The sequence below is a fragment of the Mesorhizobium sp. W016 genome (genome assembly GCF_054719485.1).
The window spans coordinates 3687486-3700458 of record NZ_JBTTIF010000002.1 but is presented as its reverse complement, the minus strand read 5'-3'; the positions used below and the strand labels follow the sequence as shown (position 1 = coordinate 3700458).

Here is a 12973-nt window from a genome sequence, read left to right as displayed (position 1 = left end):
TCAGGATGCGCCGCCAATCACTGCCGTGAAACGAGGGAACAGCGGGCGCCCTGCGATGGCGCCACCCATGCTGTCCGAAAGAGGCATCGGCAGAGCCTTGTCGAGAGCTTCGAGCACGGATGACACAAAGACCCGGTTGAGCGAGGCATCATCTCCCATATGGGAGAAAGTGGCGCGCGGTTTGCCCATCAGCGTGCCGTTTTTGCGAATTGAGAAACTCAGCGTCAGGGTCATGCCAGCACTTCCAGGCGGCGGCTGCCAACAGGCAAAGATCGCGGAAAACATCTCGTCTATGGTATCGACGGGATCGCGACTGCCGCACGCGCGTTCCTGCGATCTTGCCTCAGTGGCGCCAGCGGCGGCCAAGGCAAGTGCAAGCGCCGTTGCAACAATTGCGGACCGATGTTTCATTTCGCAGCTTCCGACTTCGCGAGAGATTGGACACTATAACAGAGCCAATATACTTGACGAAAGCCTCTACCAGCAGTTGGACCGATTATTGCGCCCAGAGTTCCCTGCGCAACTCCTGCCAGCTTTCCTTGTCCGGGGCGACAAGAATGCCGCCGTCGACATGCGAGGGCAGATAGGCGCTGCCGTCGATCCGCGCGGTGTAGCCGCCGGCCTCGGCGTGGATCAGCACACCGACCAGATGGTCCCACGGCATCAGTTTGTTGTAGACGACGAAATGGGCATGGCCGCTGGCCAGAAGACGGTATTCATGTGCCGCGCAGCGATAGCCGAACTGCGACAGGGTCTTGGTCTGGTTGCGCGCCAGGAGCGAGCGTTGCGGTTCCGCCAGATATTGCCAGGAGACGGAGCCGGTCATCTGCGAGATCGGCACGGCATCGGCGACATGCACCGTCTCCAGCGCGCCATGCGCATGGCGGATATGGCTGCCGGCGCCCTTGGCGCCGATCAGCCAGTCCCGGCCTACGGGGTCATGGATGATACCGGCGACGGTTTCGCCCTTGACGACGACGCTCAGCATGACGCCGAAGAGCGGCACGCCGGAGGCGAAGTTGAAGGTTCCGTCGACCGGGTCGACGACGAAGGCGAGGTCGGCATCACCGAGCCCCTGAAGCAGCGCCGGATTGTCGGAACAGGCTTCCTCGCCGACGATCATCGCCGTGGGATAGCGCTCGCGCAGCCTGGCCGTGATCAGCCGCTCGGCGTTGATGTCGGCCTCGGTCACCAGGTCGGCAGCCGAGGTCTTCTGTCTGATGTCGCCCTCGCCCAGCCGGCGAAAGCGTGGCATGATTTCGGCCCTGGCTGCATCGGCGAGAAGCTCGGCCAGCCAGTCGATCGCTTGGTCGTCAAATATCATCGGAAATGTCTTGTCCTGTGCTGAGGCTGCCATTGAGGGCGGCAAAGTCGAACAGCTTTCTGTCGAGCAGATGCGACGGCCTGGTGTTGGACAGCGCGCGCAGCATCGTATCCTTGCGGCCCGGCATGCGCTTTTCCATATCGTCCAGCATCGCCTTCATGGCGTTGCGCTGCAGGCCTTCCTGGCTGCCGCAGAGATCGCAGGGAATGATCGGGAATTTCATAGCGGCGGCGAATTTTTCCAGATCGACCTCGGCGCAGTAGCTCAGCGGCCGCAGCACCATGACGTCGCCGTCGTCGTTGAGCAGCTTTGGCGGCATGGCGGCAAGGCGGCCGCCATGGAACAGATTCATGAAGAAGGTTTCGAGAATGTCCTCGCGGTGGTGGCCGAGCACCAGCGCCGAACAGCCCTCCTCGCGCGCGATGCGATAGAGATGGCCGCGCCGCAGCCGCGAGCACAGCGAACAATAGGTGCTGCCCTGAGGCAGCTTGTCGGTGACCACCGAATAGGTGTCCTGATACTCGATGCGATGGGCAATGCCATGCGCATCGAGGTAGTCGGGCAAAATGTGCTTCGGAAAATTCGGCTGGCCCTGGTCGAGATTGCAGGCCAGCAGCTCGACCGGCAGCAGCCCGCGCCATTTGAGATCGAGCAGCACGGCCAGCAGCCCGTAGGAATCCTTGCCGCCGGACAAGGCCACCAGCCAGCGGTCGCCGGGCCTCGCCATGGCGAAATCCTCGACCGCCTGACGGGTTAACCGCAACAGCCGCTTACGCAGTTTGTTGAACTCGACGGAAGACGGCACGTCGGCAAACAGCGGATGGAAGCCGCCTTCAGGAATCGGTTCAACTGTGTCGATGCCTGCCAGCATGTTCATGGCTTGTCGCTTTCCATAGCCGAGAGTGCCGGATTAGCGGACATGGCCGACAAAGAAAAGGCCGCCTCGACGGGCGGCCCTTTCCGGTATCGCAGAAAGCGATCGCTTAGCGCGAATAGAATTCGACGACCAGGTTCGGCTCCATCTGCACGGCGAACGGAACATCGGCCAGGCCGGGGATGCGCGAGAAGGTCGCGACCATCTTGTTGTGATCGACTTCGATATAGTCCGGCACGTCGCGCTCGGCGAGGCCGACCGCTTCCAGCACGATGACCAGCTGCTTCGACTTTTCGCGCACTTCGACGACGTCGCCCGGCTTGCAACGGTACGAGCCGATGTTGACGCGCTTGCCGTTGACGTTGACGTGGCCGTGGTTGACGAACTGGCGAGCCGCGAAAATGGTGGGCACGAACTTGGAGCGGTAGACGACCGCGTCGAGACGCGACTCGAGCAGGCCGATCAGGTTCTCGGAGGTGTCGCCCTTGCGGCGATCAGCCTCTTCATAGACCTTGCGGAACTGCTTTTCGGAGACATCACCATAGTGACCCTTCAGCTTCTGCTTGGCGCGCAGCTGCAGGCCGAAATCGGAAAGCTTGCCCTTGCGGCGCTGGCCGTGCTGGCCGGGGCCGTATTCACGCTTGTTGACCGGGGACTTCGGGCGGCCCCAGATGTTTTCGCCGAGACGGCGGTCGATCTTGTACTTCGCGGATTCGCGCTTGCTCATCGCATTCCCTTTCAAAACAAACCACCCGGAGCCTCATGGTCCGGGTGAAGGAAACGCGCCCTCCTCTGGCCTCCGTTTTCGAGGCCTGACAGGGTTTTCCCACGCAACGCGGCGGAAAACCCACGGGACACGTCAGTCTAGACAAAACCCAGGAAACGATAAACCTGCTTTCCCGGGCTTGCCATGCAAAAGAAACAACCGGGCATTGCGGCCCGGTGTTGGTGCGCTCGTTAAACGGAGATTTGAGCAGAGTCAAGCGCGTCGCTGGCGCTGGGCCCGGCAACCATATCACGTCTTTGGCGTTGAGTGCCGTGCCGGATGCGGCGGGAGGTTGTTGCGCCGACGGCATTTAGGAAGGGACTGGAGCCAAAGGAGCCCGAAGTCGCATGAAGAAGTTTTTCCTCTCGTTGGCCGGTGCAGCCGTCCTGGCCGGGACGATGTCGATCGCCGTGCCCGAGCCAGCGATGGCCAAGCATTGGCAGGGCCACAAGCATCGTCAGACCTGCCATGTGGTGGTGAAGAAGAAGGTCATCTGGCGGCATGGCCACAAGAAGGTCATCCGCTACAAGGTGAAGCGCTGCTGGTGACGTCAGGGGTTTCGGGCTTGGCCTGAACCGAAGAAGCCCGTGGTTTCGGCCACGGGCTTTGTTTATCGACTCGGTTCAAGGTTTCAGTCTGCCGATTTCTTCTCCGGCAGGCCTTTGCGCTTGGTCTCTGCGAATTCCTCGAGCTGTTTTTCGCTCATCGAATTGTACATCGACTTCGACGCGCCTTGAAGTTCGCTCTTCCTGGTCTCGCCGCGCTTGGCCGACAGGGCTGCTCCAGCGGCCTTTTGCTGTGCTTTTGAGGTTGCAGGCATATCGGCACCTCCTTTGCTGACAGAGGAAGAAACGTTGCGCTCCGGCGACGGTTCCAGCGCTGGCGGTCAACTTCCGTTCCGCGCTCATGCCTGCCCATGGTCGGCCAACTGCCGGCAAAACCACCTTCCCGTGCCCGCAACGCCGGTGTAGGACGGCGCCATGAAATCGTTGAACGATCCCTCGCAGGCACTCGCTACCGGCCTCGCGAAAATCCGCACCGAGTTCCATGTGCCGGAGGCATTTCCCCCTGATGTAATGGCCATGGCACAGACGGCGGCCAGGCGCGTGCCCGACCAGCATGCCGACCGCACGGCGATGCCCTTCGTGACGCTCGATCCCGCGGCTTCCACCGATCTTGACCAAGCGTTTTCGATCGAAGCGAGCGGTAGCGACCTTCTGTTGCACTATGCGATTGCCGACGTAGCCTGGTTCGTCGCGGACGGCGACGCGGTGGATCGCGAAGCCTGGGCGCGGGGCGAAACCCTGTATTTGCCGGACGGCAAGGCCGGGCTCTATCCCCGGGTGCTTGCCGAGGGCGCCGCGAGCTTGCTGCCCAGCGGTCCGCGTCCGGCTGTCATCTTCACGGTCCGGATCGTCGACGACGGAGCGGTAAGGCTGGATGGCGCGGAGCGGGCAATCATTCAAAGCCGCGCCAAGCTCGCCTATGACAGCGTGCAGGCCGCCGACGTCCCAGTCGGCTTCGCCGAAATCGCGCGACGCATGGCGGCGGCCGAAGACCGTCGCGGCGCTTCGCGCGTCGACCCGCCCGAGCAGGAGGTGGAACAGCTTGCCGATGGCACGTTCCAGCTTGCGTTCAGACCGCTGCTGCAATCCGAGCAAGACAACGCAGCACTTTCGCTGGCCGCCAACATGGCGATTGCCGACGCCATGCTGGCACACCGGACCGGCTTGTTCCGGGTGATGGCGCCGCCCGATGCTTCCAAAGTACAAAGACTGCGCAGCGCGGCACGGGCCTTAGGCCTGTCCTGGCCTCCTTCGACCAGCCTGTCCGACTATCAGCGAACCCTCGATCCGACCAACATGCACCAGGCAGCGCTGATGCTGGAAATCCGCCGCGCCGGCTCCGGTGCGTCCTACCAACCCTATGAAGAAGGCGTTGTCCCCTGGCACGAGGCGATGGCCGCGACCTATGCCCACGCCACCGCGCCCCTGAGGCGGCTGGCCGATCGCTATGTCGTGCGCTGCGTGCTGGCCATCGTCAACGGCCAGCCGGTGCCGCAAGCCGTTACCGAGGCGTTTTCCAGACTGCCGAAGGTGATGGGCCGCGCAGGCGCCCGCGCCTCGCAGATCAACCACGCGGCCATCGACCTTGCCGAGGCGGTGATGCTGAGGGGGCGCATGGGTGAAACATTCAAGGCCGTCGTCACCGACGTCGGTGATCAGCGTGTGCGCGTTCAGCTCTCGGACATGCCTGTCGTTGCGAATGTGAAGGCCTCTGGGTTCAGGCAGGGCGATGGCCTGACGCTAAGGCTTGTTTCGGCCGATCCGGATCGGCGCGTCATTGTCTTCGAGCCTGCCTAAAGCGCGTCGGCGACGCGCTTTAGTTTTTTCGTTTTGTGCATGTCCTTGTCCCAAAACCGCTGCGCACTTTTGGGCGACATGCATTAGCGCGCGCTCAATCCAAAACCCTGCATCAGCCGGCTGATGGCGAAGTCCGCCTTTCCCGAGGTAAAGACGGCGATGTCGGGCTCGCTTTGCGGCAATGGCCCGGCGACAGCCGGAAGCAGCGACAGAGCGCGCCGCGCAATCGCCTCGGCCGGGTCGATCCAGTCGACCGGCCAGGGCGCGGTCTTGCGCATGCGATTGGCCAGGAACGGATAGTGCGTGCAGGCGAGCACGACGATGTCCGTGCGCAAATCGTCATGCTGGACGAAACACGGTGCGATCTCGGCACGCACGGCCTCCTCGTCGACAAAGCCCTCGCGCATGTAGGCCTCGGCCAGTCCGGCGAGATTGTTGCTGCCGACCAGCCGCACATGGCATTTCTGCGCCCATTTGCCGATCAGGTCGCGCGTGTACTGGCGCTTCACCGTGCCCGGCGTCGCCAGCACCGAGACCAGCCCGGACCGGGTGCGCTCGGCCGCCGGCTTGATTGCCGGCACGGTGCCGACAAAGGGATGGCCAGGGAATTTTTCCCGCAACGCATCGATCACCAGCGTCGAAGCGGTATTGCAGGCGACGACCGAAATTTCCGGATCAAAACGGTCGAGCAGCTTGGCGAAGAGCTCGACTATATGGGCCTGCAGCGCCGGCTCTTCCCAGGCGCCGTAGGGAAAGGCCTTGTCATCGGCGACGTAGACGAAGCGCCGGTCAGGCATCAGCACGCGCGCTTCGCGCAGCACGGTCAATCCTCCAACGCCGGAATCGAACATCAGTATCGGACGGTGGCTCATTGATATCGGACCATGAAAGAGGCTGGATCAGAAGGCTTGGCGGTCATTGGCCAATGCCGTTCTATCTGCAACCATCATGGCCTTGAAGTGGCGAATGTTAGCAACTTCCATGCAAAGCCGGCGAAGACGACCTTGCCTCGGTTGCTCTAGAGCCCGCGCTTGCCGAACCCGGCGGGCCGCGGACGGCCCAGAGGCTGGGCGGACGGCACCGAGCGCGTGGCCGGTGTGGCGTTGCGCATGGAAGACTGTGCCGTGCTGCTGGCCGTCCGGCCGGATGCCGCAGGCATGGGCGTATCGCCATCGAAATCGAAAACCGATGTCAGTTCGTCGATATTGATGCCCGCCACCGGCTTAGCCACCAGAATCGTGCACCAAAGGCCAAAGATCGACAGCGCAAGCAGGTTCAAACCGCTGGACGTGCTTTCCGGATTGTTGAAATCGATGACCAGCAGCGTGCCTGCCTGCAGAAAGGCGTAGATGGCGCAGAACACGATGTAGGACCACAGGATCCAGGCTTTGCCGTTGGCGTCGCGGCTGCGTCGCCAGGCGATGTTGGCACGCATGACCACGGCCAGGAGGGAAACGACCAGAACCGCGCCTGCCATCCCTTGCCGCAATGGACCGGGCGCCGAGTTGACCAGCCCCTCAAAGCCGATCGTGCCAACGATGCACAGCACAGCAAGAACGGCCTCGAGCAGGGCTACGCCGAGCGAATAGAAGAAGAAGCGCATACGGCCGATTTTGGACGTGAACATTTGCCACCCCACCGTTTTGACAACAATGGACGAGAGGCAAATAAAATTCGGTTACTTCAGCCGTTCGAAGCTTAGCGATTTCTAATCTTCTTTGTCTGCCTGGCGTTTTCGCGCAGCGGCCGGCAAACGCCTTGGATCGTCTCCCGGCGAGCCGTCACCGCGCGGCATGGCGGGCGAAAACCGGTCGAGCGACGAGATGATGCCACGCAGCACTTTCAGTTCCGGCTCGGCGAAACCGGCGCGCGTCAAGACGGCCCGCAGATTGTCGACCATCTTGGGTTTCTTGGGCGCCGGGCGGAAATAACCGCGCGCTTCGAGCGCGCCTTCGAGATAGGCAAACAGGCCGTGCAACTCTTCCTTGCTCGCCGGCTTCATTTCAGGACTGGAGAAATTGGTCGCCGTCTCGTCTTCCAGACCCGACTTCATCCATTCATAGGACATCAACAGCACGGCCTGGGCGATGTTGAGCGAGGAAAAGCCGGGATCGACCGGGAAGGTGACGATCTCGTCGGCCAGCCCGACCTCGTCATTGTAGAGCCCAAAACGCTCGCGGCCGAACAAGATGCCGGTGCGCAGGCCGGCCATCTGACGCGCCCTGAGCGCCCTGCCCGCCTCGACCGGACCACGCACGGGTTTGAAGCCGTCGCGCTCCCGCGCCGTGGTGGCGAAGACGAAGTTGAGGTCGGCGACGGCGGACGCCAGGTCGCCGAACACTGTTACGGCATCGATGACATGGTCGGCGCGGCTGGCGGCGGCGCGCGCCTTCTCGCTCGGCCAGCCGTCACGCGGGTTGACCAGTCTCAGTTCGGCAAGGCCGAAATTGGCCATGGCGCGCGCGACCATGCCGATATTCTCGCCGAGCTGCGGCTCGACCAGGATGATCGCCGGGCCAGCGGCGCGCTGAAAGTCCGTTCCTGACATGTGGTCCAGATGGCTGCATTGTGAAGTCTCAGCGCGTCCTGCCATATCGATACGACTTTTTGAAGGGTTGTGGCGCGCGATCGACAAATACCCATGGGTCCACCCGCGGGTCTCGCTTGTTAAAAACCTGCGAGGCGTTTCCGATGACCTGACTGACCACACTCCCAAGGTGCGGGGGCTTTTTACGTCTCCAGCAGCGAAATGCTTAGATCCCGATTTAAGGAGGGGAATATGGAAAGGAAGGTCATCGGATCGCCGCTACCGAGATCGCCGCGCTGATATTGTTTCGGGCCGCGACAGGCGCGATCAGGCCGAACGTGGAACCGACCGCGAGCCAAACCGGTACCGGCACGAAGTTTGTCGCAAATACAGGTTTAGCCTGGGTACGCCGGATATAGGCGACGCAACATTTACGTCATTGACATCCGCACCGACGGCGGCGACGACCAACGGGTTCCAAATTTTCCACAGACCTGACGTAATCGGGTCCCGGTTATGACTATCCAAGCATCTACGCCTAATACCGCCACAGTGGCGGCCGCGGGGGAATGTTGGAGTCAGACGGTACTGACTGGAAGCGCCTAACCCACGGCGGCAGGAAACACTTGCCACCGATGCTGACTTCACCTAACCACGTTGACTAACGGCGAGCATCGCAAGCACACCGGAACGCTGACTGCCAACCGCATCGTTACGCTGTCAAACACCAATGCTTTACCAAGCCCTCGCTTCCGCCTCACTCGTACTGGCGGTGGCGCTTTCACGCTGACGATTGCAGACAAAGCTTTGTCGGCAATCAGTGGGCCGAGGTAGAGTACGATGGCGCGGAATGGTATCTGGCCGCATTTGGATCGCCACAGGGAGAATAAACAATGCAATTGCCAAGACCGTAAGCATTGAGCGTCCGACAGGTCCGAAGCCGAGATGTAAAAATGTAAAGGGAAGCAGGTCGGAGTGATCTACGCTCCGGACCCTGACGAGGAATCTGGCATGGAACGGACTGCAAATCACGGGCGAAGGGGGCCCGAAAAACAGCTGATCCCTATCGTGACACCTATGTGCCACAAATTGGAGTGATCGGAATTAAATAACGAATCAAAACACGTGCAGGTGCGGGGTGCATCCGGCCCCCATTCAAATCGGTGCCCGATATCGCCAGCAACGGTGTTTATGCGCCGATATTACCTGTGATTGACGCTTTTATTTGCAACCGTGCGTCGCATCGCTGGAAAACCAATTTAGAAAGGTATAATATCCAAAAAGCTTGGGTTCAAAGTTGTATAGCAAATGGTAATTTGGCGGTGGGATTGCGTCCTGCATCCGACCACTATCTGTATGCGCCCCCAAGCGTGTTTAACAGGTTCACCAGCCGGCAAGGGCTCCCGGCTAATCTTTTTAGGAGGGGCAAATGAAGATGTTACGGTTCTTCTTTTCATTCGCAATATTGATTCTGGCGTCGGGCTTCCTGATTGCGCCAGCTTCCGCGCAAGCGACCAGGACTTGGGTTTCCGGTGTTGGCGACGACGCCAATCCCTGCAGCCGCACTGCGCCTTGCAAGACGTTTGCCGGCGCGATTTCCAAGACGGCGACAGGCGGCATCATAAATTGTATCGATCCCGGTGGATTCGGCACGGTGACGATAACCAAGTCGATGACGATTTCATGCAAGCATGTCGAAGGTTCCATCCTAGCTTCAGGCGTAACTGGCGTAATCATTAATGGTGCCGGTATTGATGTTGTGCTTCGCGGGCTCGATATTGACGGCAGCAATGGCGGTGTAAACGGGATTCGCTTCTTGCAAGGTGCATCTCTCATCGTTGAAGATTGCATAATACGTGATTTCACCGCCGCCGCGCCCGCCGGCAGCGGTAATGGCATTCTCGTCAACAACACCGCGCTTGTAACCGAGATTCATGTCAGCAACTCGTATATTACGGGCAATAGCAGGAATGGCATCTCGATCGAACCCGGCGGGAGCGGGGGTGCTACTCTGATGGTCAAGAACAGCGTCCTGTCGAACAATCTCGTCGGATTGCTTGGCTCCACCGGCACAACGACGGGTTCCGTCGATATTAGTGTTACGGACACAGTCGTAGCTGGAGGCGGCGCCCATGGCTTCTCGGCATCTGCCGGATCCGGGGCACTACGGGTGATGTTGAACCGGGTCACGTCGGCAAACAACGGCGACAGCGGCATCCGTTCGGCAAATGCCAACTCTGTCGTCCGCGTTGGAAGCTCAGTCATAAGCGGCAACGGTACTGGTCTCAACACATTGGTCAGCGGCCAAATCCAATCTTACGGCAACAACCAAATTGACGGCAATGTATCGCCAGGCGTCGCGCCGACACCAGTCGCGTTGAAATAGCCGACAGGCAGTGTCGCGTGGAAAGTCCACGCGACACAGCACCGTTGGGTGACGATTGCGGCCCATCTCATCCGATTATAAATTGGCATATGATGTCTCTACGCAAACGCGTCGGTTTGCGCGGCCAAATAGGCTTTGATATACGCTCCGCATACCCGGCCGAAGCCATGCGGGCGAGGCCGTTTTGTTCCCCAAAAGCGAGGCATTCTTTTCATGGCGAAGATCAAGGTGGCGAACCCGGTCGTCGAGCTCGACGGCGACGAGATGACCCGCATCATCTGGCAGTTCATCAAGGACAAGCTGATCCACCCTTATCTCGACCTGAAGCTCGAATATTACGACCTCGGCGTCGAGCACCGCGACGCCACCAACGACCAGGTGACCATCGATTCGGCCAATGCCATCAAGAAATGGGGCGTCGGCGTGAAATGCGCGACGATCACGCCCGACGAGCAGCGCGTCGAGGAATTCAAGCTGAAGAAGATGTGGAAGTCGCCCAACGGCTCCATCCGTAACATTCTCGGCGGTACCATTTTCCGCGAACCGATCATCATGAAGAACGTGCCGCGTCTCGTGCCGGGATGGACCAAGCCGATCATCGTCGGCCGTCATGCCTTCGGCGACCAGTATCGCGCCACCGACTTCCGCTTCCCCGGCAAGGGCAAGCTGACCATCAAGTTCGTCGGCGAGGACGGCAAGGTGATCGAGCACGACGTGTACGACGCACCCGGCGCCGGTGTTGCCATGGCGATGTACAATCTCGACGACTCCATCCGCGAATTCGCCCGCGCCTCGCTGAATTACGGCCTGCTGCGCAATTATCCGGTTTATCTCTCGACCAAGAACACCATCCTCAAAGCCTATGACGGCCGCTTCAAGGACATTTTCCAGGAGGTCTACGAGGCTGAATTCGAGGCCGAGTTCAAGGCGAAGAAGCTGTGGTACGAGCACCGGCTGATCGACGACATGGTGGCCTCCGCCCTGAAATGGTCTGGCGGCTATGTCTGGGCCTGCAAGAATTATGACGGCGACGTCCAGTCCGACACGGTGGCGCAAGGTTTTGGCTCGCTCGGCCTGATGACCTCGGTGCTGATGACGCCGGACGGCAAGACGGTGGAAGCGGAGGCCGCGCACGGCACCGTGACGCGCCACTACCGCCAACATCAGAAGGGCGAGGAAACCTCGACCAATTCGATCGCCTCGATCTTCGCCTGGACGCGCGGCCTCGCCCACCGCGCCAAGCTCGACGACAATGCCGAGTTGAAGCGGTTTGCCGACACGCTGGAGAAGGTCTGCATCCAGACGGTTGAGAGCGGCTTCATGACCAAGGACCTGTCGCTCTTGATCGGTCCCGACCAACCATGGCTGTCGACCACCGGCTTCCTCGACAAGATCGACGAGAATTTGCAGAAGGCGATGGCATAAGCCGGCAGCCATGGCCAAGCCGGTCGTCTACGGGGCGGACTACAGCGTCTATGTGCGCATCGTCCGCCTCGTGCTGGCGGAAAAAGGCATCGACTACGATCTTGTGCCGGTCGATGTCTTTGCCGCCGAGGGCACTCCCGCCTGGTACTTCGAGCATCACCCTTTCGGCCGCATTCCGGCCTTCGAGCATGACGGGTTTCGCCTGTTCGAAACCAGCGCAATCGCCCGCTATGTCGACGAGGCGTTCGACGGCCCGGCACTGCAGCCAAAAGACGCCCGCACCCGCGCAACGATGAACCAGATCATCGGCATGCTCGACGCCTATGCCTACAGATCGATGGTCTGGGACGTCGCCGTCGAGCGGCTTGAGAAGGAAGCGCCAGACGAGGAACTGGTCGCCAACGGGCTGCGCCAGGCGGAAACGGTGCTGCGGGTGCTCACCGCACTCAAGCCTCCCGGGCCGTGGCTGCTCGGGGACCATCTGAGCTGGCCGACCTGCATGCGGCATCCATCATCGCCTATTTCGTCAAGGTCGCCGACGGGCAAAAGCTGCTTGCGGCGTTCGCCGACATCCAGGCCTGGTGGGAGGGCATCGCAAAACGTCCGAGCCTGGTGGCGGGCTGATATGGGTTCGGGCCATGGCTGACCCATCTCGCCAGGACGCGCTCACCGTCGCCAGAATTGTCAGGGTCAACCACGCCGGTGAGTTCGGTGCGATCAGGATCTATTCGGCGCAGATTCTTGTCGCCAGGCGCTTATGGCCGGATTGCGTGCCATCCTTGTCGGAGATGCTTGGGCACGAGCGCACGCATTGGGCTGCGTTCCGCGCCGCCATGCCGGCGCGGCGGTCGCGACCGTGCCGGGTAATGCAGTTCTGGAGCTGGGGTGGCTGGGTGCTGGGTTTTGTCACCGCCCTGCTCGGTCCGCAAGGCATCTGGGCCTGCACGGCGGCGGTTGAAGCGGCGGTGCATCGCCATCTGGACGATCAGCTGTTTTTCCTCGCCAATCGCGACCACGACTTGCACGGCATCATCCTGGCGATCCGCGAGGAAGAGCTCGCCCATCTCCATCACGCCGAAGAGCAGCTGAAATCGCCCGGCCCGGCGCTGAACTTTTTACGGTCGCTGATTTCGATCGCCACGGACGTGCTGATCTGGCTGTCCACCTGGGGCGATTCCAGCAGAATGACGCGCGCCCTGAAAGCGGCGAAAAAGAACTAGCTAGACGGACCGTCTAAGAGCTGATTGCAGGCTTGCCACTATCAGCCACAGAATGGCAAGCACGGCGGCGAAGGCCGGAAAGCCGCAC

Annotated in this window: 13 protein-coding genes and 1 pseudogene; 6 read left to right on the top strand and 8 right to left on the bottom strand. The window is 60.9% G+C overall.

The annotated features are described in order from the left end of the window. The 4 genes from ACYG9V_RS18325 to rpsD form a co-directional block, all read right to left on the bottom strand. On the bottom strand, positions 1–411 hold the full coding sequence (locus tag ACYG9V_RS18325) for a hypothetical protein (RefSeq protein ID WP_023669104.1): 411 nt from the start codon (positions 409–411) through the stop codon (positions 1–3). A gap of 85 nt (positions 412–496) precedes the next feature. Continuing rightward, the gene (locus ACYG9V_RS18320) at positions 497–1324 is read right to left on the bottom strand and encodes an inositol monophosphatase family protein (RefSeq protein WP_023700854.1); all 828 of its coding nucleotides are present in this window, start codon (positions 1322–1324) and stop codon (positions 497–499) included. Then, on the bottom strand, positions 1314–2195 hold the full coding sequence (ttcA, locus tag ACYG9V_RS18315) for a tRNA 2-thiocytidine(32) synthetase TtcA (RefSeq protein ID WP_460222072.1): 882 nt from the start codon (positions 2193–2195) through the stop codon (positions 1314–1316). Before ttcA ends, ACYG9V_RS18320 begins: the two co-directional genes overlap by 11 nt. Positions 2196–2307: 112 nt before the next feature. Then, complete coding sequence (gene rpsD, locus ACYG9V_RS18310) at positions 2308–2925, bottom strand: 30S ribosomal protein S4 (RefSeq protein WP_023669107.1); 618 nt, start codon at positions 2923–2925, stop codon at positions 2308–2310. A 386-nt stretch (positions 2926–3311) separates the two neighbouring features. Here rpsD and ACYG9V_RS18305 point away from each other — a divergent pair, with 386 nt between their 5' ends. Next, positions 3312–3512 carry a hypothetical protein gene (locus tag ACYG9V_RS18305; RefSeq protein ID WP_352765005.1) on the top strand — a complete coding sequence of 67 codons (201 nt, stop codon included), beginning with the start codon at positions 3312–3314 and terminating at the stop codon, positions 3510–3512. 83 nt (positions 3513–3595) lie between these two features. Here the strand turns inward: ACYG9V_RS18305 and ACYG9V_RS18300 are convergent, their stop codons facing one another. Continuing rightward, positions 3596–3784: a DUF3008 family protein gene (locus ACYG9V_RS18300; RefSeq protein ID WP_023684876.1), complete on the bottom strand. Its 189-nt coding sequence runs from the start codon at positions 3782–3784 to the stop codon at positions 3596–3598. Between the two features lie 160 nt (positions 3785–3944). On the opposite strand from ACYG9V_RS18300, the gene ACYG9V_RS18295 reads away from it, so the two are divergent. After that, positions 3945–5327, top strand: coding sequence for an RNB domain-containing ribonuclease (locus ACYG9V_RS18295; RefSeq protein ID WP_023669110.1), 1383 nt, complete (start codon positions 3945–3947; stop codon positions 5325–5327). 83 nt (positions 5328–5410) lie between these two features. On the opposite strand, the gene murI is transcribed toward ACYG9V_RS18295, so the two are convergent. The 3 genes from murI to ACYG9V_RS18280 all read right to left on the bottom strand — a co-directional run bounded on the left by murI (position 5411) and on the right by ACYG9V_RS18280 (position 7875). Further along, positions 5411–6199 carry a glutamate racemase gene (gene murI, locus ACYG9V_RS18290; protein ID WP_352535384.1) on the bottom strand — a complete coding sequence of 263 codons (789 nt, stop codon included), beginning with the start codon at positions 6197–6199 and terminating at the stop codon, positions 5411–5413. Between the two features lie 146 nt (positions 6200–6345). After that, a complete protein-coding gene (locus ACYG9V_RS18285; RefSeq protein ID WP_023669112.1) occupies positions 6346–6954 on the bottom strand; it encodes a DUF805 domain-containing protein in 609 nt (202 codons plus the stop codon). Between the two features lie 81 nt (positions 6955–7035). Continuing rightward, on the bottom strand, positions 7036–7875 hold the full coding sequence (locus tag ACYG9V_RS18280; protein WP_352765003.1) for an RNA methyltransferase: 840 nt from the start codon (positions 7873–7875) through the stop codon (positions 7036–7038). Positions 7876–9283: 1408 nt separating this feature from the next. On the opposite strand from ACYG9V_RS18280, the gene ACYG9V_RS18275 reads away from it, so the two are divergent. From ACYG9V_RS18275 to ACYG9V_RS18260, 4 genes and pseudogenes are all read left to right on the top strand, one after another. Further along, a complete protein-coding gene (locus ACYG9V_RS18275; RefSeq protein ID WP_352765001.1) occupies positions 9284–10240 on the top strand; it encodes a right-handed parallel beta-helix repeat-containing protein in 957 nt (318 codons plus the stop codon). Between the two features lie 213 nt (positions 10241–10453). After that, positions 10454–11665 carry an NADP-dependent isocitrate dehydrogenase gene (locus ACYG9V_RS18270; RefSeq protein WP_352765000.1) on the top strand — a complete coding sequence of 404 codons (1212 nt, stop codon included), beginning with the start codon at positions 10454–10456 and terminating at the stop codon, positions 11663–11665. 10 nt (positions 11666–11675) lie between these two features. Continuing rightward, positions 11676–12289, top strand: a pseudogene (locus ACYG9V_RS18265) (glutathione S-transferase family protein). Positions 12290–12303: 14 nt separating this feature from the next. Beyond that, positions 12304–12885 carry a demethoxyubiquinone hydroxylase family protein gene (locus ACYG9V_RS18260; RefSeq protein WP_352747821.1) on the top strand — a complete coding sequence of 194 codons (582 nt, stop codon included), beginning with the start codon at positions 12304–12306 and terminating at the stop codon, positions 12883–12885. Positions 12886–12973: the final 88 nt, after the last annotated feature.

Excerpts from the sequence above, each read along its gene's own strand:
- ACYG9V_RS18260 (WP_352747821.1), top strand. The coding sequence starts at position 12,304 with ATGGCTGACCCATCTCGCCAGGACGCGCTCACCGTCGCCAGAATTGTC.
- ACYG9V_RS18275 (WP_352765001.1), top strand. The coding sequence starts at position 9,284 with ATGAAGATGTTACGGTTCTTCTTTTCATTCGCAATATTGATTCTGGCG.
- ACYG9V_RS18280 (WP_352765003.1), bottom strand. The coding sequence starts at position 7,875 with ATGTCAGGAACGGACTTTCAGCGCGCCGCTGGCCCGGCGATCATCCTG.
- ACYG9V_RS18320 (WP_023700854.1), bottom strand. The coding sequence starts at position 1,324 with ATGATATTTGACGACCAAGCGATCGACTGGCTGGCCGAGCTTCTCGCC.
- rpsD (WP_023669107.1), bottom strand. The coding sequence starts at position 2,925 with ATGAGCAAGCGCGAATCCGCGAAGTACAAGATCGACCGCCGTCTCGGC.
- ACYG9V_RS18285 (WP_023669112.1), bottom strand. The coding sequence starts at position 6,954 with ATGTTCACGTCCAAAATCGGCCGTATGCGCTTCTTCTTCTATTCGCTC.
- ACYG9V_RS18295 (WP_023669110.1), top strand. The coding sequence starts at position 3,945 with ATGAAATCGTTGAACGATCCCTCGCAGGCACTCGCTACCGGCCTCGCG.
- ttcA (WP_460222072.1), bottom strand. The coding sequence starts at position 2,195 with ATGCTGGCAGGCATCGACACAGTTGAACCGATTCCTGAAGGCGGCTTC.
- ACYG9V_RS18270 (WP_352765000.1), top strand. The coding sequence starts at position 10,454 with ATGGCGAAGATCAAGGTGGCGAACCCGGTCGTCGAGCTCGACGGCGAC.
- ACYG9V_RS18300 (WP_023684876.1), bottom strand. The coding sequence starts at position 3,784 with ATGCCTGCAACCTCAAAAGCACAGCAAAAGGCCGCTGGAGCAGCCCTG.
- ACYG9V_RS18305 (WP_352765005.1), top strand. The coding sequence starts at position 3,312 with ATGAAGAAGTTTTTCCTCTCGTTGGCCGGTGCAGCCGTCCTGGCCGGG.
- murI (WP_352535384.1), bottom strand. The coding sequence starts at position 6,199 with ATGAGCCACCGTCCGATACTGATGTTCGATTCCGGCGTTGGAGGATTG.
- ACYG9V_RS18325 (WP_023669104.1), bottom strand. The coding sequence starts at position 411 with ATGAAACATCGGTCCGCAATTGTTGCAACGGCGCTTGCACTTGCCTTG.